Origin of the sequence: Sphingomonas lacusdianchii, assembly GCF_022664395.1 — a bacterium.
Taxonomy (GTDB): domain Bacteria; phylum Pseudomonadota; class Alphaproteobacteria; order Sphingomonadales; family Sphingomonadaceae; genus Sphingomonas; species Sphingomonas lacusdianchii.
On sequence record NZ_JAKRET010000001.1, the window covers coordinates 359,926 to 379,867 of the forward strand.

Annotated in this window: 17 protein-coding genes; 7 read left to right on the top strand and 10 right to left on the bottom strand. The window is 64.8% G+C overall.

Features of this window, described 5'->3' with window-relative positions; genetic code table 11:
- Window positions 1-3: 3 nt before the first annotated feature.
- The 6 genes from rpoD to MF607_RS01670 all read left to right on the top strand — a co-directional run bounded on the left by rpoD (window position 4) and on the right by MF607_RS01670 (window position 6,989).
- Complete coding sequence (gene rpoD / locus MF607_RS01645; RefSeq protein WP_242115659.1) at window positions 4-2,043, top strand: RNA polymerase sigma factor RpoD; 2,040 nt, start codon at window positions 4-6, stop codon at window positions 2,041-2,043.
- 188 nt (window positions 2,044-2,231) lie between these two features.
- Window positions 2,232-2,891 carry a DUF6975 family protein gene (locus MF607_RS01650; protein ID WP_242115660.1) on the top strand — a complete coding sequence of 220 codons (660 nt, stop codon included), beginning with the start codon at window positions 2,232-2,234 and terminating at the stop codon, window positions 2,889-2,891.
- 50 nt (window positions 2,892-2,941) lie between these two features.
- Window positions 2,942-3,787, top strand: a complete 846-nt coding sequence (locus MF607_RS01655; RefSeq protein ID WP_242115917.1) for an AAA family ATPase — start codon at window positions 2,942-2,944, stop codon at window positions 3,785-3,787.
- 85 nt (window positions 3,788-3,872) lie between these two features.
- The gene (locus MF607_RS01660; RefSeq protein ID WP_242115661.1) at window positions 3,873-4,415 is read left to right on the top strand and encodes a CHAP domain-containing protein; all 543 of its coding nucleotides are present in this window, start codon (window positions 3,873-3,875) and stop codon (window positions 4,413-4,415) included.
- Window positions 4,415-5,800, top strand: coding sequence for a hypothetical protein (locus MF607_RS01665; RefSeq protein WP_242115662.1), 1,386 nt, complete (start codon window positions 4,415-4,417; stop codon window positions 5,798-5,800). The genes MF607_RS01660 and MF607_RS01665 overlap by 1 nt, the downstream gene beginning before the upstream one ends.
- 10 nt (window positions 5,801-5,810) lie before the next feature.
- Window positions 5,811-6,989, top strand: a complete 1,179-nt coding sequence (locus MF607_RS01670) for a vWA domain-containing protein (protein ID WP_242115663.1) — start codon at window positions 5,811-5,813, stop codon at window positions 6,987-6,989.
- A 3-nt stretch (window positions 6,990-6,992) separates the two neighbouring features.
- Here the strand turns inward: MF607_RS01670 and MF607_RS01675 are convergent, their stop codons facing one another.
- Complete coding sequence (locus MF607_RS01675; protein WP_242115664.1) at window positions 6,993-7,283, bottom strand: Hpt domain-containing protein; 291 nt, start codon at window positions 7,281-7,283, stop codon at window positions 6,993-6,995.
- A 96-nt stretch (window positions 7,284-7,379) separates the two neighbouring features.
- Between MF607_RS01675 and MF607_RS01680 the strand changes: the two genes are divergently transcribed.
- Entirely contained in the window at window positions 7,380-9,653 is a 2,274-nt protein-coding gene (locus tag MF607_RS01680; RefSeq protein ID WP_242115665.1) for a coiled-coil domain-containing protein, read from the top strand.
- Window positions 9,654-10,230: 577 nt separating this feature from the next.
- Here the strand turns inward: MF607_RS01680 and MF607_RS01685 are convergent.
- The 9 genes from MF607_RS01685 to MF607_RS01725 form a co-directional block, all read right to left on the bottom strand.
- Window positions 10,231-10,491: a DUF1467 family protein gene (locus MF607_RS01685; protein ID WP_242115666.1), complete on the bottom strand. Its 261-nt coding sequence runs from the start codon at window positions 10,489-10,491 to the stop codon at window positions 10,231-10,233.
- Between the two features lie 10 nt (window positions 10,492-10,501).
- On the bottom strand, window positions 10,502-12,142 hold the full coding sequence (locus tag MF607_RS01690) for a ribonuclease J (RefSeq protein ID WP_242115667.1): 1,641 nt from the start codon (window positions 12,140-12,142) through the stop codon (window positions 10,502-10,504).
- A gap of 45 nt (window positions 12,143-12,187) precedes the next feature.
- Window positions 12,188-12,979: a type III pantothenate kinase gene (locus MF607_RS01695; RefSeq protein WP_242115668.1), complete on the bottom strand. Its 792-nt coding sequence runs from the start codon at window positions 12,977-12,979 to the stop codon at window positions 12,188-12,190.
- 98 nt (window positions 12,980-13,077) lie between these two features.
- Window positions 13,078-13,806: a biotin--[acetyl-CoA-carboxylase] ligase gene (locus tag MF607_RS01700; RefSeq protein WP_242115669.1), complete on the bottom strand. Its 729-nt coding sequence runs from the start codon at window positions 13,804-13,806 to the stop codon at window positions 13,078-13,080.
- A complete protein-coding gene (gene nuoN / locus MF607_RS01705) occupies window positions 13,773-15,218 on the bottom strand; it encodes an NADH-quinone oxidoreductase subunit NuoN (protein WP_242115670.1) in 1,446 nt (481 codons plus the stop codon). Before nuoN ends, MF607_RS01700 begins: the two co-directional genes overlap by 34 nt.
- Entirely contained in the window at window positions 15,218-16,786 is a 1,569-nt protein-coding gene (locus MF607_RS01710) for an NADH-quinone oxidoreductase subunit M (RefSeq protein WP_242115671.1), read from the bottom strand. The genes nuoN and MF607_RS01710 overlap by 1 nt, the downstream gene beginning before the upstream one ends.
- A 37-nt stretch (window positions 16,787-16,823) precedes the next feature.
- Window positions 16,824-18,920 (bottom strand): NADH-quinone oxidoreductase subunit L, encoded by a 2,097-nt coding sequence (gene nuoL, locus MF607_RS01715; RefSeq protein ID WP_242115672.1) that lies wholly within the window; start codon window positions 18,918-18,920, stop codon window positions 16,824-16,826.
- Window positions 18,921-18,954: 34 nt separating this feature from the next.
- Entirely contained in the window at window positions 18,955-19,260 is a 306-nt protein-coding gene (gene nuoK, locus MF607_RS01720) for an NADH-quinone oxidoreductase subunit NuoK (protein ID WP_055755914.1), read from the bottom strand.
- Window positions 19,257-19,868: an NADH-quinone oxidoreductase subunit J gene (locus MF607_RS01725; protein WP_242115673.1), complete on the bottom strand. Its 612-nt coding sequence runs from the start codon at window positions 19,866-19,868 to the stop codon at window positions 19,257-19,259. Before MF607_RS01725 ends, nuoK begins: the two co-directional genes overlap by 4 nt.
- Window positions 19,869-19,942: the final 74 nt, after the last annotated feature.

Here is a 19,942-nt window from a genome sequence, read left to right on the forward strand (position 1 = left end):
TTGATGGCCAAGGCGAATGGTGGCGGCGACGACACGATCGATACCGGCGACGCGCCGCTGATCGACCTGAACGAAGGATCGATCAAGAAGCTGGTCGCGCGTGCCAAGAAGCGCGGCTACATCACCGTCGACCAGTTGAACGAAATGCTGCCGCAGGATCAGATGACCTCGGAGCAGATCGAGGACATCATGTCGGCGCTGAACGACATGGGCGTCAACGTCGTCGAGAATGAGGACGCGGGCGAGGACGGCGAGAGCGAGGAACGCGCCAAGCAGGACGAGGAAGGCGACGACGAAGCGTCGACCGATCAGGACGATGCGTCCGCCGCGTTCGAACCGGTCAAGAAGAAGGAAACCGTCGACCGGACCGACGATCCGGTCCGCATGTACCTGCGCGAAATGGGCGCGGTCGAACTGCTCAGCCGCGAGGGCGAAATCGCCATCGCCAAGCGGATTGAGGCCGGTCGCGACACGATGATCTTCGGCCTGTGCGAATCGCCGATCACCTTCAACGCGATCATCGGCTGGTCGACCGCGCTCAACGAAGGCACGATGCAGCTGCGCGAGATCCTCGATCTCGATGCGATGCTGTCGAAGGATCCCGCGCCGGAATCGCTGTCCGACGACGAGGACGCCGACGACAATGGCGAAATCTCGTCGAAGAACGCCGGCCCCAGCTTCAAGGAAGAAGAGGAGCCCGAGGAAGCGTCGGCCGACGAGGACGAGGACGGCGAACGCCGTGCGCCGCGTCCGAGCGACGACGATGACGAGGACAACACCCTCAGCCTCGCGCAGATGGAGGAACAGCTCAAGCCACAGGCGTTGGAGAAGTTCGCCAACATCACCGCCATCTTCAAGAAATTCTCGAAGATGCAGTCGCAGCGCTTGGACGCGATGGCGACCGGCGACGGCCTGTCGGGTGCGGAGGAACGCAAATATCAGAAGCTGCGCGAGGAACTGACCGCCGAGGTTGAGAGCGTCCAGTTCCACCAGGCGAAGATCGAATATCTCGTCGACCAGCTCTATGCCTATAACCGGCGCCTGACCGCGCTTGGCGGACAGATGCTGCGGCTGGCCGAGCGTCACAAGGTGCCGCGCAAGGCGTTCCTCGACAGCTATGTCGATCACGAGCTCGACGAACAGTGGCTGACCTCGGTCGCGACGATCGACAAGAAGTGGAAGGCGTTCGCCGACAACGAAGGCGGCGCCGTAGACCGCATCCGCACCGAAATCGCCGAGATCGCGCAGCAGACCGGCATGGCGCTCAGCGAATTCCGCCGCATCGTCAACATGGTGCAGAAGGGCGAGCGCGAGGCGCGCATCGCCAAGAAGGAAATGGTCGAGGCGAACCTGCGCCTCGTCATTTCCATCGCCAAAAAATACACCAATCGCGGGCTGCAATTCCTCGACCTGATCCAGGAGGGGAATATCGGGCTGATGAAGGCGGTCGATAAGTTCGAATATCGTCGCGGCTACAAGTTCAGCACCTATGCGACCTGGTGGATCCGGCAGGCGATCACCCGCTCGATCGCCGATCAGGCGCGGACGATCCGCATCCCGGTCCATATGATCGAGACGATCAACAAGCTGGTCCGCACCAGCCGCCAGTTCCTGCACGAACAGGGCCGCGAGCCGACGCCGGAGGAAATGGCCGAACGGCTGTCGATGCCGCTCGAAAAGGTTCGCAAGGTGATGAAGATCGCCAAGGAACCGATCAGCCTCGAAACGCCGATCGGTGACGAGGAGGATTCGCACCTTGGCGACTTCATCGAGGACAAGAATGCGATCATCCCGGTCGATGCCGCGATCCAGGCGAATTTGAAGGAAACGGTCACCCGTGTCCTCGCCAGCCTGACACCGCGCGAGGAACGCGTGCTGCGCATGCGCTTCGGCATCGGTATGAACACCGATCACACGCTCGAAGAGGTCGGGCAGCAGTTCAGCGTGACCCGCGAACGCATCCGCCAAATCGAGGCGAAGGCGCTGCGCAAGCTGAAGCATCCGAGCCGCAGTCGGAAGATGCGCTCTTTCCTCGACCAGTAACCGACCCGCCCCGGCCCTTGCAGAAGCGCCGGGGCGTTTCGTTTCGGCGTCAGACCGAAGCGCATATCCCCGCGTTAAGCGCGGTTAAAGCGCTGGAAACCTTGTTCCTACGCGCTTGGGTTATCTCTTGCAGGCATACCATCTGTCGACCGGGGGATCGCCCGCCCGGACGGAATTGGGAGCCATTGGTGACAGTTGCGATAGCGAACGACACGAATGATTGGGGCGTCGCCGACCGGCTGGTGCAGATCGTTCATGCCGACGGAAGCGGCACCCATGCCACGCCCGAACGGTTGTCGCGCGGCGGCGTGCCGATCCGCGATGTCGCCGATGCGCTGCACCAGCTCTGCACGCTGCACGGACGCCATCCAGGCGTCGTCGATCTGGCGACCAGCGCCACCAGCAACGCCGCGGCCGACGACTGGTTGGCGCATGCCGGCGCTGCCTTTGTCGAGGAACGCGCCTATCTGATCCGGGTCGCCGCCGCCGCCGGACCGCCGCCGGGAACCCCCGGACAGGCCGCGGCGGAAGCCGCCCTTGCCACCCAGCGTAACGCGATCGATCAGTTGTCGCGCTCGATCCGCCCCGGTTGCGCGCTGGGCGCCGCGATCGCGGTCACGCTCGACTGGCCGGTCATCCGTCGTACGCTCGATGCGGCGGCCGACCGGATGGGAATCGACATCATCCCCTGCACCCTGCCCTCGCCCGCCGACACCCGCCAGTTGATCGAAGCGGTCGCCGTCAACGCGGCGGTGGAGCGGGCGATGACCTTCGGCATCCAGCAGTTGGTCGCCCAGCATCGCGGCCTATGGGATCTGGTCGCCGCGCGCGCCGAAAGCCGCGGCTAGCGTCGAGCGCCATCTGCCCGTATCGCTCGACCATGGGCGAGAAACAGGCGATGCGGTTCGAAGGAACCGGCAATTATGTGGCGACCGACGACCTGAAGGTGGCGGTCGACGCGGCGGTGACGCTGCGCAGGCCGTTGCTGGTGAAGGGCGAACCTGGCACCGGCAAGACCGTACTGGCGCAGGAGATCGCACGGGCGATCGGCGCCCCGCTGATCGAATGGAACGTCAAGTCGACGACCCGTGCGCAACAGGGCCTGTACGAATATGACGCGGTGGCGCGGCTGCGCGACGGACAGCTCGGCGATCCTCGTGTCCACGATATTGCCAACTATATCCGTCGCGGCAAATTGTGGGAGGCGTTCGTCAGCCCGACCCTGCCCGTGCTGCTGATCGACGAGGTCGACAAGGCCGATATCGAATTCCCGAACGACCTGCTGCACGAACTCGATCGCATGGCGTTCGACGTCTACGAAACCGGCGAGCGCGTGACCGCGCGCGAACGGCCGATCGTCGTCATCACGTCGAACAACGAAAAAGAACTGTCCGACGCGTTCCTGCGCCGCTGCTTCTTCCACTATATCCGTTTCCCCGACCGTGCGACGATGCAGGCGATCATCGACGTGCATTTTCCGGGCATCCAGACGCTGCTGGTCAATCGCGCGCTCGACCTGTTCTTCGCGGTGCGCGACACGCCGGGGCTGAAGAAGAAACCGTCGACCAGCGAGCTGCTCGACTGGCTGAAGCTGCTCCTTCACGACGACATGCCGCTTGAGGTGCTGGCGTCACACGACCCGGCCAAGGCGATCCCACCGCTGCACGGTGCACTGCTCAAGAACGAGCAGGATGTGATGCTGTTCGAACGGCTGGCCTTTCTCCACCGGCGCAAGGGCGGCTGATCGCAACCGGGGTTGCTTGCTGTCGACGATTTGTTAACCATGTTCGGCAATCACTTGGCGACCATCGTTCGGCAGGATCGTCATCATGTTCGGTTCGCTTGTCCGGGGCATTTTGCTCCTTGCCTTTGCCGCCATCGTCAGCGTGCCGGTCGGCGCGCGCTCGTTGCTCGACTATGTCGGACAGTGCGTGCCCTTTGCCCGCGCGGCGTCGGGCGTCGAAATCTATGGCGACGCCTGGACATGGTGGGATCAGGCCGAGGGCCGCTATCCGCGCGGACATAAGCCGAAGGTCGGCGCTGTCCTCGCCTTCGCCCGGACCGATCGCCTCCCGCTTGGCCATGTCCTCGTCATTAGCCGCGTCGTCGAACCGCGCGTCGCCATGGTGACCCATGCCAACTGGTCGCGCATCAACGGCGTGCGCGGCGGGGTTGAGCAGGACGTGACCGTGTTCGACGTATCGGCCAAGGGCGACTGGACGAAAGTGAAGGTCTGGTATCGCGATACGCAGGGGCTGGGCGGGTCGGAATATCCGACGCATGGCTTCATCTACGGCCCCCGCCCCGCTGCTGAACTCAGCGGCAAGGCGCCAGATTATGTCGGGTCGCTGATCGACGCCTACGCGCGTTGATGCCCCCGCCGTCGCCGATGACGACGTGGCAACGGCGCGGTATCTCGACGACGATCGCGCTCATTACCCTTGCCGGACTGGCGCTGCGCATCCTTGCCGCACGCGGCGGCTTGTGGCTCGATGAAGCCTGGTCGGCGGTGGTCGCGCAGGATGTCGGGACTCCGGCCGGGGTGTTCGTCCGCATCAACCACGACAATAACCACCATCTCAACAGCCTGTGGCTGCAATGGGTCGGCAGTACCGCCCCGCCGCTACTCCAGCGTGCGCTGTCGATCGTCACCGGCGCCGCGACGATCCCGATTGCCGCGGCGATCGCGTTGCGGCGGGGGCCGGCGGCGGCGATCCTCGCCGCCATCGCTTTTGCCATGTCGCCCTTTCTAGGGACACTGGGATCGGAGGCACGCGGCTATGCGCCGATGCTGCTCGCTTGGGTCGCCGCAATCGGCGTGGCCGACCGCTGGCTTGCCGATCCTGCCGCCTCGCCACCAGCGACCGCCATCGCCTTGGCCGCAGTGTTCGGATGCCTTTCGCAGGCGACCATGGTGTTCGGCCTGACCGCGCTCGGGATTTGGGTTGCGCTCGAACGATGGCGCTTGGCCGGCTTGCAGCGCGCGATGCAGGCGACGTTGCGCCTGTTCGTGCCGGCCGCGACTCTTGTCCTGTTGCTGATCGCCATCGCCTGGACGGCGGCAGCGACCAGTCGGGCCGGGTTTCAGTTCGGCGCACGCGAACCGCATGACGCGGCGAAGTGGCTGCTCGCGCTCGAACAATTATGGACATGGAGCGTCGGGTTCTGGGTCATCGCCCCGCTGGTCGTCCTTTCCGCATGGAAGGCTCGCGATCGCTTGATCAGCCTCGTCCTGTTGAGTGCGGTCGGGTTGCCCTTGGCGGTGGCCCTTCTCGCTCTGCCCAACAGCGGCGCCGCCCGTTATTACATCATCGCCGTCCCGCCGTTGCTGCTGATGGCGTCGACGACCCTGCCCGCGCTCTGGACCGGGCGACGGCGCTGGCGTCTCCCGGTCCTGGTCGTCGGCGCCGTTTTTTGCTGGAAGGCGATCGACCGGGATATGGCGCTCGTCGGAAATCTGCGCGGGGACCCTTCGCGTGCGATCCGGACGCTGGTCGCGGTCGCGCCCGATGGTGCCGCCGTTTCGGTCGCGCTGTCGCGCTCGACAGCGATATTGAGAGCCGCCGCCCGGTCGGAGCGTTACCCGTTGACCATCGCCGACAGTCCCTGCGCACCGTTCCGCTTCATCGAACGCGACGGCGACAACCCCTTTCCCGACCCCTTGGTCCGCTGCGGCCGACTCTATGCCGAGATCGCACGCGGCGACCCGACCGGCCTGTCGGGCAGCCACTGGCGCTTATACGCCCTGCCGCGCTAAACCCCGGTCCATGTTCCATTCGTTCGTCGACGCGCTGCGCAGTGCAGGCATCACCGTCAGTATCCGCGAGCATCTGGTGCTGCTCGACGCGATCGAACGCGGCGTGATCGACCCGAACCTCGATAGCTTCTACCACCTCGCCCGCGCGACCTTCGTCAAGGATGAGGGATTGGTCGACCGGTTCGACCGCGTGTTCGGACAGGTCTTCGCCGGCATCCAGGATACAGGCGGCGTCGATCCCGTCGTCCTGCCCGACGAATGGCTTCGGCGTGTCGCAGAGCGATATCTGTCGCCCGAGGACAGGGCGAAAATCACCCCGACCGGGGACTGGGACGCGCTGATGGACCTGCTGCGCCAGCGGCTTGCCGAGCAGCAGGAACGCCATGAAGGCGGATCAAAATGGATCGGCACCGGCGGCACCAGCCCGTTCGGCCATGGCGGCTACAACCCGGAGGGCGTCCGTATCGGCGGCGAAAGCCGGCATCGTCGTGCGGTCAAGGTCTGGGAGCAGCGGGAATTTCGCAATCTAGACCATCAACGCGAACTCGGCACGCGCAACCTGAAGGTCGCGCTACGCCGCTTGCGCCGCTTCGCTCGCGAAGGCGCCGCCGACGAACTCGATCTCGACGCGACGATCGCCGGAACGGCACGACGCGGCTTTCTCGACGTCGCGATGCGGCCCGAGCGGCGCAATGCCGTCAAACTGCTGCTGTTCCTCGATGTCGGCGGGTCGATGGACCCGTTCGTTACACAGGTGGAAGAACTGTTCTCCGCCGCCACCGCGGAGTTCCGCCATCTCGACTTCTTCTACTTCCACAACTGCATTTACGAAGGCGTATGGCGCGACAATCGCCGCCGTTGGGCCGAACAGATTTCGACTGCCGAACTGTTGCGGACCTATGGTCCCGACTATCGGCTGGTGGTGGTCGGCGATGCCGCGATGAGCCCCTATGAGATCCTGCACCCCGGCGGATCGGTCGAGCACATGAATGCGGAGGCGGGTGCCGTCTGGCTGCAACGCCTGACCGCGCATTGGCGGTCGGCGGCATGGATCAATCCCGCGCCGCAGGACCATTGGCAATGGTCGCATTCGACGCAGCTGGTCCGCGACCTGTTCGCCGACCGGATGTATCCGCTGACCCTTGACGGGTTGGATGCCGCCATGCGCGAATTATCACGCCGGCGATAGCCTTCAGAGGTCGCCGATCGCCTCACGCAGCTTGGCGAGCACCACCGGATCGCCCGTCGGAGCCGACGCGGCTGCGGTGGACAGCGCCATAAGATCGACCGCGCCGAAGCTGGCAGCCAGCCCTTTCAGCCGGAACGCTGCCGCCTGCCAGCCTTCCGCATCTGCCGCCTCCAACATGCTGAGCGCCTTCTGGGCGCTGTCGACAAAGGCACGGCGAAGCTCGGCGATCAGTTGGGGTTCGTCGCCCAACGCCGCCGCCAGCGCCGCATCGATTGCTCCGGGATCATAGACCATGGCCGCACGATACGCGGTCAAAGGTTAATAAAGCGTTGCCGGATGATCGTCCGACCGCTCTGTCGCTGGGGGAAGGTCCATGATAGACGATGGCGCATGAATGGGGGTTCGATCAGCGGGCTGGAACAGCCGCACCAGCATTCCGACGACGGCCACGTCGCACAGGAGGAAGCGCAACACTGGTTGGCGGAGGCGATCGCAGAACCCGAACCGATCGGGCGCAACTGGATCGGACCGACCCTTGCCGCCATCGCCGTGACGGGCTGGACCGGCGGCATGCTGGCATGGAGCGCCCCGTCATTGCCGGCACTGGGTCCGATTGGACTGGTATCGTTCATCGCCGCGCTGTGCGTGCCGCCGATGCTGCTGGGTGTAGGCTGGTTGCTGGTCCGCCGGAACAGTCGCGCCGAGGCACGCCGCTTCGCCGCCACCGCACGGGCGATGCGGGCCGAGGCGCAGGCGCTCGACGCCGTTATCGCCCGTGTTCGACAGACGCTGGCGGAATCGCGCAGGGAACTTGCCGAACAGACCCAGTCGCTGCTGACACTGGGCGACAATGCGACCGACCGGCTGCGCGGCGTCAGCGCCGGCATGAGCGAGCAGGTGGAGGCGATCGGTACCACCGCCGGCCGGCTCGACCGGGTCGCCGATGCCACGCAGCAGCGGCTTTCGACCGTGCTGTCCTCGCTGCCCCGCGCGCGTGCCGAAGCGGCGGAAATGGCCGCGATGGTCGAGAAGACCGGCCTTTCCGCCAGCGAACGGGTGGCTGCGCTCGACGCGCAACTGATCGTCGTTGCGCAACGCTCGCGCGAGGCCGACGAACTGGCCGGTGGCGCGGCACAGCGGCTGGCGGCGCATATGAACCGCATGGAGGCGACCAGCGAAAGCGCCGGTGCCCGCCTCGAAGCCGTTATCGCCACCATGTCCGAAGCGATCGACGCCGTGCTCGAACGCGCCGCTGCCGCGATCGATGAATCGCGCAAGGCGATCACCGCACAGGGTGATGCGACCATCGCCATGATCGAGGCGAACGGATCGGCGATCGAACGCGCTGGCCGCGAGGGCGCCGAACAGCTTGCCAGCCGTGTGGCGGCAATCGACGCGGCGATCCAGATGCTCGCCGGACAGCTGACCGACCGTCGCCGCGATGGCGAGGCGTTGCTGACGCTGCTCAACGATGGGCTAGCCGGCGTCGACGACCGGTTCGAACGGTTGCGGATCACCGGGGTCGAACGGACGCAAGCGGTGGCCGGGTCGGTCGACGCGCTGACCCAGGTTGCCGACGCCCTGTCCGAGGCGCTCGCCAATGGCGACGTCACCGCCCGCCGCGTCATCGCCAGCGCCGAGGAAGTATTGACCGCGCTCGATGCCGCCGCGCGCGAGATGGACGAGACGCTGCCCGGCGCGCTTGACCGCCTCGACAACCGCATCGCCGCCAGTCGCGCGGTCGTCGCCCAGTCGAAGCCCGAGCTGCTCGCGCTGGTCACCGCCGCCGAAAGCACACACGAAGCGATCGAGGCGATTGCCGGGGTGGTGGCGATGCAGCGCGACACGCTCTCGACCGTCCAGCAATCGCTGCTCGACACGCTCGATCGCGGTGCCGACCGGATCGAGAATGTCCGCACCATCGTCGACGAAACCATCGCCACGACGATCCACTTCTCCGAAGACGCCGCTCCCCGCCTGACCGAAGCGATGCTGCGCATCCGCGACACCGCCGAAGCCGCCAGCGAACAGGCGCGCGAGACGCTGGCGAAGGTCCTGCCCGACGCGGCCCGAGATTTGGAAGCGAAGGGCGCCCGCGCGCTCGCCAACGCCGTCGACAGCGCGGTGAAGGGCCAGGTCGCCGAACTATCGGCCATCGCCAACCACGCCGTCGCCTCGGCGATCGAGGCGTCGGAACGGCTTTCGCGGCAGATGCTCGACATTGCCGACACCAGCAAGCAACTCGACGAGCGCATCGCTACCGCCCGCGCCGAACGCGAGGCCGCCGACAGCGACCAATTCTCGCGTCGCGTCTCGCTACTCATCGAAGCGATGAACTCCGCCGCGATCGACATCGCCCGCTCGCTGTCGACCGACGTGTCGGACACGGCATGGGCAGCGTATCTGAAGGGCGATCGCGGCGTCTTCACCCGCCGCGCGGTGCGGTTGGTTGACGGCACGCAGACACGCGAGATCGCGGCACTGTACGACACCGATCCCGACTTCCGCGATCAGGTAAACCGCTACATCCATGATTTCGAAGCGATGCTGCGCCAGATTCTGGGCCTGCGCGACGGATCGCCGATGGGGGTGACCCTGTTGTCGTCGGACATGGGCAAGCTGTACGTAGTGCTGGCACAAGCGATCGAGCGGCTGCGCAACTAGAGACTGATCCAGCTAACCGGAAACGTCGCCCCAGCGAAGGCTGGGGCCTCGTGCGGCTCTTGTCCCGCTCCATCACCGGAAGATCCCAGCCTGCGCTGGGATGACGTCTGGTTCGATCTAAATAGATCGGCCTCTAGGAGCAGGATCGATCAAATATGCTCGCCCTTCCCCTTCGCCGCCTGCGGCGCCTTTCCCTCTCCCAGCGGCAGAGGGAGAAAGCGGCGCAGCCGCGAAAGGGTGCGTGCAAGCGACGCAGGTCCATTTTCAACTCTAGGACCGATCCACATTCAGGGAAGCTTCGAACTTCCCCTCTCAGTCGAGAATGGGGCCGGTCCAGCAGCCTATCCCGTCGATAGCAATCCCTGCGGAGCGTGATGATGCGAGGGCAGCAAGTTCGTCCGAAGTGACTTCTATTCGGCGCGAACGGCCATTTCGGTCACCGATTACACTCACCTCCTGCACGCCGATGCCTCTCCCCGCCCGACGACGCTTGAGGACACTCACTATTTCCACCTGTACCGCAAAGTCACCCACTATCTCCACGATCCTGTCAAAACCAAGAACGATCGAACGCGGCTCAGTTATAAAAATTCAGCATGTCGGCGGTTAGCCAGCCATAGACATAGTTGAGATAGAAGGCGCCGAACAACACCGCCGATACCAACGTCGTCCGCCACGCCATCCGCCCGAACCGGAACCCCGACGGCGCGCTGTCGGCTTGTCCCGGTACCGGGGGTTCGCCCGCTTCGTGCGTCGTGCGAACCCCGAACGGCAACACCAGGAACATCGCCAGCACCCAGAACAACAGGTAGATGGCGAGTGCCGATTGCCAGGCCATGTGCCGCGCGTCAGGCCGGGATGATGAGGACGTCGACGACCGGCTTCTTGCCGGTCCAGCGCGTCGCCACCCGGCGCACCGCCAGACGGATCGCCTCCGGCAGCTTGGACCGCTCGCGTCCCTTCGCCGCTACCGTTTCCGCCGCCGCATCGACCGCTTCCTCGAGGAAGGGTTCGCGGTCTTCCTCGACCGGCACGCCCTGTACCCGGATCTGCGGCTCGCCGATCAACTGCCCGCGCCGATCGATCGCGACCGCCACCGACATATGGCCGAACGCCGCCAGCTTGCGCCGTTCGTTGATCGTCGTGCCATCGGCCGGCAGGATCACGTCGCCATCCAGCGCAAGCCGCCCGACGACCGCATGCCCGACCTTGGTCGGATTGCCCGGCGCCAGACGCACGATGTCGCCATTGGTCTGGACCAGCGTCTGATCGATCCCCTGCGACAGGGCGAAACGGGCATGTTCCATCAGGTGCCGCATCTCGCCATGAACCGGCATCAGGATTTTCGGGCGCAGCCAGCCATAGAGCTTGGCCAGTTCCGGCTTTCCCGGGTGCCCCGACACATGCACATGCGCCTGCCGATCGGTCACCATCTCAATTCCCGCCGCGGCGAGCTGGTTCTGGATACGACCGATCGCGACCTCGTTGCCGGGGATCTGCTTCGACGAGAAGATAACACGGTCGCCCGATTGCAGGCTCAACTGATGCTCGCGATTGGCAATCCGCGCCAGCGCCGCGCGCTGTTCGCCCTGCCCCCCCGTCGCGATGATGAGCACCTGATCGCGCGGCAGCCGCATCGCCGTATCGAAATCGACGGTCTGCGGAAAGTCCTTCAGATAGCCGGTCGCCTTCGCAACCTTCAGGATGCGGTCGAGCGAACGGCCCGCGACGCACACCTTGCGGTTGGTATCGCGCGCGACCTCGCCCAGCGTGTGCAGCCGCGCCGCGTTCGACGCAAAGCTGGTGACCATCACCCGCCGCCCTTCGGCGGAGGCGATCTGTTCGAACAGCCCCTTGCGGACATCGGCTTCCGATCCCGACGCCTCGGTATTGAAGACGTTGGTCGAATCACACACCAGCGCGAGGATACCCTGATCGCCGATCGCGGTCAGTTCCGCCGGGCTCGCCGGCGTCGCCACCATCGGCTGATCGTCGAGCTTCCAGTCGCCCGAATGGAACACCTTGCCATGCGGCGTGGAAATCACGAGCGAGGTCGATTCGGGAATCGAATGCGCCATCGGCACGAAACGAACGCCGAACGGACCGACATTCACGTCGCCGCCCAGTTGCACGATCTTCAGCTTCACCCGGTCGGCAATGCCCTCTTCGTCCAGCTTGCCGCGGATCAGCCCGGCAGTGAACGGCGTGGCATAGATCGGCACGCCCAGATCGGCAGCCAGATAGGGCAGCGCACCTATATGGTCCTCATGGCCGTGGGTGATGACGATCCCGAGCAGCTGATCGCCGCGTTCCTCGATGAATTGCAGGTCGGGCAGCATCACGTCTATGCCCGGATAAGCGGGGTCGGCGAAGGTCACGCCGCAATCGACCATCAACCATTTGCCGGCGGTACCGTACAGGTTGACGTTCATGCCGATTTCGCCCGACCCGCCAAGCGCGACGAACAACAGTTCTTTCTTTGGTGTCACTCAATCTCTTTCAATGCCCGCGCCCATTCGCGGGTTCGGTTTCGTTCATTCGGTTGCTGTGGAAATATGGGTGCGGCGCCACAACATCGCCAGTCCCGTGATCGTCAGGTCCTGTTCGATCGAATCGAAGACCTGCGTATGTTTCTCGAAAAGGATCGCCAGACCGCCAGTGGCGATCACGCGGACCGGGCGGCCGATCTCCGCCTTCATCCGCGCGACCAGCCCCTCGATCATCGCGATATAGCCCCAATAAATGCCGATATGCATCTGGTCGGCGGTATTGCGGCCGATGACGGTCTTCGACGCCGGCGCCTCGATCGCGATTCGGGGTAGCTTCGCCGCCGCCGTCACCAGCGCGTCCAGCGACAGGTTGATCCCCGGCGCGATGATCCCGCCCTTATATGCTCCGGTATAATCGACCACGTCGAACGTTGCGGCAGTTCCGAAATCGACGACGATCAGGTCGCCCGGATGCGCGGCGTGTGCTGCGATCGCATTCAGCGCGCGATCGGCCCCGACCGCATGCGGCTCCTCGACATCCAGCGCAATGCCGAACGCCGCCTGCCCCCGTCCCGCGACCAAGGCCTCGACACCGAAATATTTGCTCGCCAGTACTTCCAGATTATGCAGCGCGCGCGGCACCACCGTGCCGATGATGACCGCATCGACCACCGATCGATCCCGACCGCCCAATGCCAGCAACTGGCTGAGCCATACCGCATATTCGTCGGCGGTGCGGCGCGGATCGGTGACGATCCGCCAGCGCGCGACGATCATATCGCCATCGACCAGTGCGAAGACGATGTTGGTATTGCCGGCATCGATCGCAAGCAGCATCGAACTTCCCCGTCACGCCCGACCGGCGCGCTTTCCCTTCCCGCTAGAGCGTGCGGCGCTCCGCGACAAGCGGTGCCGACGATCGCCGCTGGTTTGCTTCATGCCGAAACGTCGCCGGCATGGACGGTAGCCGTCCGTCCGTCGTCACCGATCAGCCGCAACGCGCCATCGGCATCAAGCCCGTCGAACCGCCCCGATCGCTCGCTGCCGTCGGGAAGTCGCACGCGCAGCGGTGTCCCGCGCGGATGCGCCCGTTCCTCCCACGCAGCCCGAACGACCGATGCATCGCCCCGCCGCCAGATCGCCAGCCACGCCGCGAACCGTTCGACGAGCCCGGCCAGCAGCGCTCCCGGCGTCAGCGCGACGCCCAACGCCGTCAGCGACGTTGTCCGCCGATCGGGAAGGGCCGGCTGTGAGGCCAGATTGACCCCGAAGCCGATAACCACCGCATCGCCCGATCGCTCGAGCAAAATGCCCGAAAGTTTGGCATCCCCGACCATCAGGTCGTTCGGCCATTTGATCGTCGCCAATCCCGGTGCGGACATGGCAATCGCGTCCGCCAATGCGACCGCCGCAACCAGCGTCAGCGTATGCGCGGCCGGGTCGTGCGGCCGCAACCGGACGATCGTGCTGGCGAACAGATTGCCCGCGCCGTCGACCCAGTCTCTGCCCAACCGCCCGCGCCCGGCCGATTGCCGTTCCGCCCGCAACCACACCCCTTCTTCGGCTCCGGTCGCGGCGGCGGCGAGCAGGTCGGCGTTGGTCGAACCTGTCTCGCCGACGACGCGGATCGTCAGAACAGCGCCCGTGCCGCGGTCAGCGTCCATGCCGACAATGCCGGGATCAGGAACAGGCTGACCGGCGAGATCACAACCGCCGCAGCGAAGGTTAGGCCACCCTCGACCAGCGCCGGCTCGCGCAGAAACTCGGGCGCAGGTTCGTCGAAGTACATCGTCTTGACGACGCGCAGATAATAATAGGCCCCGATCGTCGACGCGGCGATGCCGATCACCGCCAGCGGGAACAGCCCGGCCTGCACCGCCGCGTCGAACACGGCATACTTGGCCCAGAAGCCGAACAGCGGCGGAATACCGGCCAGCGAGAACATGAAGATCGCCAGCGCCAGCGCCAGCGCCGGCCGCGTCCGCGACAGGCCCGACAGGCTTGCCAGCGTCTCCACCGGCTGCCCGTCGCTGCCGCGCATCTGAAGCACGATCAGGAACGAACCGAGCGTCATGACGATGTAGACGGCAAGGTAGAACAGTACGCCCGCCACGCCCTGCGCCGAACCGGCAGCGAGGCCGATCAGCGCGAAGCCGACATTGTTGATCGACGAATAGGCCAAGAGTCGCTTGATGTTGGCCTGCCCGATCGCACCAACCGCACCGAGCACGATCGACGCCAGCGCCGCGAAGATCACGATCTGCCGCCACTGGTCGACGGCCGGGCCCATCGCCTCGACCGCGACGCGCAGCGCCATCGCCATCGCCGCAACCTTCGGCGCCGAAGCGAAGAAGGCGGTGACCGGGGTCGGCGCACCTTCATACACGTCGGGCGTCCACATATGGAACGGCACCGCCGCCAGCTTGAACGCGATCCCGGCGAATACGAACACCAGCCCGAACAACAGGCCCATGTTGCGCGGTCCGGCATAGGCCGTCGCGATATCCGCGAACAGCGTCGTGCCGGCAAAACCGTACACCAGGCTGATGCCATAGAGCAGGATGCCCGACGCCAGCGCGCCCAGCACGAAATACTTCAACCCCGCCTCGGCCGACCGCGTATCGCGGCGCATGAAGCTGGCAAGGACATAGGCGGCAAGGCTCTGCAGTTCGAGACCGACATAGAGCAGCAACAGGTCGGACGCCGACACCATCATGCCCATGCCGCAGGCCGACAACAGGATCAGCACCGGATATTCGGGCTTGAGATCGTCGCCGCTGGTGCGTTCGAAGAAGCGCGGCGCGATGATGATCGCTACGGCCGACGCGAGATAGATCAGCACCTTGGCAAAGGCAGCGAAGGCATCGGCGCGGTACATCCCGCCAAAGGCGGTACCGCCCGACGAGCCGTTACCGATCAGCGCCACGCCGGCCCCAGCCAGCACGAACACCGCCGCGATGCTGACACCGCGCGTCGCGCCCTGCTTGCCCCATGCCGATACCAGCATCAGGACGATCGCCCCGACCGCGAGCACCAGCTCGGGCAGCGTCATCGAAAGTTGTTCGGCGTAGCTCATCAGTGCGATTCCCCGTGCGCCGCTTCACCGCCGCCCGTTCCATGTTCCGCGGCGTGCGCCGCTGCCGCCGCCGGATTGCCCGCGGTCGGCCGTGAGTCCGAAACCGGTGCTGCACGCTCGATCCGTGCGAGCAGCAGCCCGACATCCTTGCGCATCGGCGCGAGGAAGCTTTCGGGATAGACGCCCATCCACAGCACGACCGCAGCGATCGGCGCCAGCATCGCCAGCTCGCGCATCGATACGTCCGGCATCGCCTTCACATCGTCATGCACCAGATCGCCCAGCGCAATCCGACGATAGAGGTAGAGCGAATAGGCCGCACCGAGGATGATGCCGGTGGTGCAGATCAGCGCCGCCCAGGTCGACACGCGGTAGGTGCCGGCAAGGCTCAGGAACTCGCCGACAAAGCCCGACGTGCCCGGTAGACCGATCGACGCCATTGTGAACAGCAGGAAGAACACGGCATAGCGCGGCATGTTGATCGCGAGACCGCCATAGCGTGCGATCTCACGGGTATGCAGCCGGTCGTAGATGATGCCGACGCACAGGAACAGCGCGCCCGATACCAGCCCGTGGCTGAGCATCACGATCATCGCGCCTTCGATACCCTGCTGGTTGAAGGCGAACAGGCCGATGGTGACGATCGCCATGTGGGCGACCGACGAATAGGCGATCAGCTTCTTCATGTCCGACTGCACCAGCGCGACCAGCGAGGTGTAGACCACTGCAACCGCCGACAGCGTCAGGATCAGCCATGTCAGCTCGCCCGACGCCTCGGGGAACATCGGGATCGAGAAGCGCAGGAAGCCATATCCGCCGAGCTTCAGCAACACGCCGGCCAGAATGACCGAGCCGGCGGTCGGTGCCTGCACGTGCGCGTCGGGCAACCAGGTGTGGACCGGCCACATCGGCATCTTGACCGCGAACGAGGCGAAGAAGGCGAGCCACAGCCACGTCTGCACCTGCACCGGGAAATCATACGCCATCAGCGTCGGGATGTCCGAGGTACCCGCGGTGCGGATCATGTAGATCATCGCGATCAGCATCAGCAGCGAGCCGAGCAGCGTGTACAGGAAGAATTTGTACGACGCGTAGATGCGGTTCGCCCCGCCCCAGATGCCGATGATGAGGTACATCGGGATCAGGCCGGCTTCGAAGAAGACGTAGAACAGCAACAGGTCCTGCGCCGCGAAGGTACCGATCATCAGTATTTCGACGGTCAGGAACAGCGCCATATATTCGGGCACGCGGTTGGTCACCGACTTCCACGACGCACCAATGCAGATCGGCATCAGGAACACGCTGAGCATGATAAGCATCAGCGCGAAGCCATCGATACCCAATGCGTAACGGAACACGCCGAAGTCGCCGAGCGCCGGCGCCTCAACGAACTGCCACTGGGCACCACCGATGTCGAAATTAGACCATAGCAGCACGCCGAGTACCAAGTTGACCAGCGTTGCGGCCAGCGCCGTCCAGCGCGCGGCATTCGCCGATACGAACAGGCACAGCATCGCCGCGACCGCCGGTACCAGCAGCATCACCGACAGGATCGGGAAGCCGTTCACGAGTTATTCCCCCGAACCAATTGCTTGAAACCGCGCATCACGACGCGATCGCCCAGGTAACCGCCGCCGTCAGGCCGATCAGCATGACGAAGGCATAGGTGTAGAGATAGCCGGTCTGCATCCTGACCGCGAGGCGGCTGGAGAAGCCGACCAGCGCCGCCGACCCGTCGGGGCCGAAGCGATTGATCGTTTGTTCGTCGCCGCGCTTCCAGAAGAAGCGGCCGAGCGCGAACGCCGGGCGGACGCAAAGCAGATGATACAGCTCGTCGAAATACCACTTCTTGAGCAGGAAGCGATGCAGCACGCGGAACGTGTCCGCGATCCCCGCCGCCGTGCCCGGCCGCAGAATATAGACGTAGAAAGCGCTGGCCAGCCCGATGAGCATCACGATCGTCGCTGCCAGCTTCACCAGCAACGGCACGCCATGCATCTCGTGCATCAGATGTTCGTTGAAGAACAGGCTGCCCTTCCAGAACGTCTCGCCGCCATCGGCCCCGATGAACCAGTGGTTGAAGACATAGCCTGCGGCCACCGCACCGACCGCCAACACGATCAGCGGGATCAGCATGACGATCGGGCTTTCATGCGGATGATAGCCCGCCGTTCCTTCGACGACGTCGCTTGCATGCGGATCGTGCGTCGACGGGGCGTGCCCGGCGTCTTCCGCCGCCGGATGCATGTCATGATTCGCATCGTGCGCATGATCGTCATGACCATGATGACCGTGCGGGTGATGCACTGCGTGCTGGATATGCTCCGATCCCGCCCAACGCGGCGTACCGAAGAAGGTCAGGAACATCAGCCGCCACGAATAGAAGCTGGTCAGCAGCGCCGCGAAGGTCCCGACATAGAAGGCACCATAGCCGCGCGGACCCGCCGCCCATGCCGCTTCGAGGATCGCATCCTTCGAGTGATAGCCGGCAAAGCCGCCCACTTCGTAGATACCGACGCCGGTGATCGCCAGCGTCCCGACCATCATCGCCCAGAAGGTCAGCGGAATATGGCGACGCAAGCCGCCATAGAAGCGCATGTCCTGCTCATGGTGCATCGCATGGATGACCGAGCCGGCACCCAGGAACAGCAGCGCCTTGAAGAAGGCGTGGGTGAACAGGTGGAACATCGCCGCGCCATAGGCACCGACGCCCGCGGCGAAGAACATATAGCCCAGCTGCGAACAGGTCGAATAGGCGATGACGCGCTTGATGTCGGTCTGCACCAGTCCGATCGTCGCCGCGAACAGGCAGGTCGCGGCACCGACCGCCGTCACCACCGCCAGCGCGGTCGGCGAGGTTTCGAACATCGGCGACAGGCGGCACACCATGAACACGCCCGCGGTGACCATCGTCGCCGCGTGGATCAGTGCCGACACGGGGGTCGGGCCCTCCATCGCGTCCGGCAGCCAGGTGTGGAGACCGAGCTGCGCCGACTTGCCCATCGCGCCGACGAACAGCAGCAGGCACAACACGGTCATCGTATCGGCGCGGAACCACAGGAAACCGATCGTCGAACCGGCCATCGACGGCGCGGCTTCGAGGATCGCCGGGATCGAGATCGTGCCGAACACCAGATAGGTGCCGAAAATGCCGAGCATGAAGCCGAGATCGCCGACGCGGTTGACGACGAACGCCTTGATCGCCGCCGCATTGGCCGACGGCTTGCGGAACCAGAAACCGATCAGCAGGTACGACGCCAGACCGACGCCTTCCCAACCGAAGAACATCTGTACCAGGTTGTTCGCGGTCACGAGCATCAGCATCGCGAAGGTGAACAGCGACAGATAGCTGAAGAAGCGCGGCTGGTCGGCGTCCTCGCTCATATAGCCCCAGCTATAGAGATGGACCAACGCTGATACGCTGGTGATGACGACTAGCATGACCGCCGTCAACGCATCGACGCGCAGTTCCCACGCGATGTTCATGCCGCCCGACAGGATCCACGTCGACACCGGCGCGACGCCAGCCTGCGCGGTGCCTGTCAGGAACGGAATGAAGATCGACCACGATAGTGCGGTGGCGACGAACAGCCCCGCCGTCGTCACGATCTTTGGCAGCGTGATACCGAACGCCCGGTTCGACAGCCCTGCGACGATCGACGCGAGCAGCGGCAGGAACACGACGATATGGATGGCGCTCATGCGAGCACCCCCGAAACCCGAAAAGCCACCGGCATCACCCCTTCATCCGGTTGACGTCGTCGACCGCGATGGAACCGCGACCACGGAAATAGATGACCATGATCGCCAGCCCGATCGCGCTTTCGCCGGCGGCGACCGCCAGCACGAACATCGCGAAAATCTGGCCGACGAGGTCGCCCAGCTGCGCCGAGAAGGCGACGAAATTGATGTTCACCGCGAGCAGGATCAGTTCGATCGACATCAGAATAACGATCAGATTCTTGCGGTTCAGGAAGATGCCAAGCACCCCCAGCGTGAACAGGATCGCCGCGACGACCAGATAATGGGTAAGACCGATCACAGCTCGACCCCCTGCCCGATGGGCTGATTGACGTTACGGATCGCATCCTTGGCGCGACGGTTGATCTGGCGGTTGATGTTCTGCGCCTTGGCGTCCGCGCGCTTGCGCTGCGTCAACACGATCGCACCGATCATCGCGACCAGCAGGACCAATCCGACACCTTCGAACACGTACAGATAGCGCGAGTAGAGCAGCCGCCCGATCGCTTCGATATTCGGCACCGCGACGTCGGTCGGCGCTATCCGCTTGGCGAGATCGATCCGGGCCGCCGTCCAGGCATAGGCGCCAACGACCAGTTCGACCGCAAGCAGCACCGCCAGCGCAAGCCCGGCCGGCAGATAGCGGACGAAACCGGCGCGCAGTTCGGTGAAGTCGATGTCGAGCATCATGACCACGAACAGGAACAGCACCGCGACCGCGCCAACATAGACGATGACGAGCAGCATCGCGATGAATTCCGCACCGCACAGGACCATCAGGCCCGCCGCGTTGAAGAAGGCGAGGATCAGCCACAGCACCGAATGGACCGGATTGCGCGACGTGATCGTCAGCGCGGCCGATGCCACCACGATCGTGGCGAACAGATAGAAGGCGAGTGTCTGGATCACGAGCGCTGCTCTTCCCCCTGCCCGCCCCGCGCAATGCTGCGGGACGAAACTTTAATCGATTGGCCGGCGCAGCG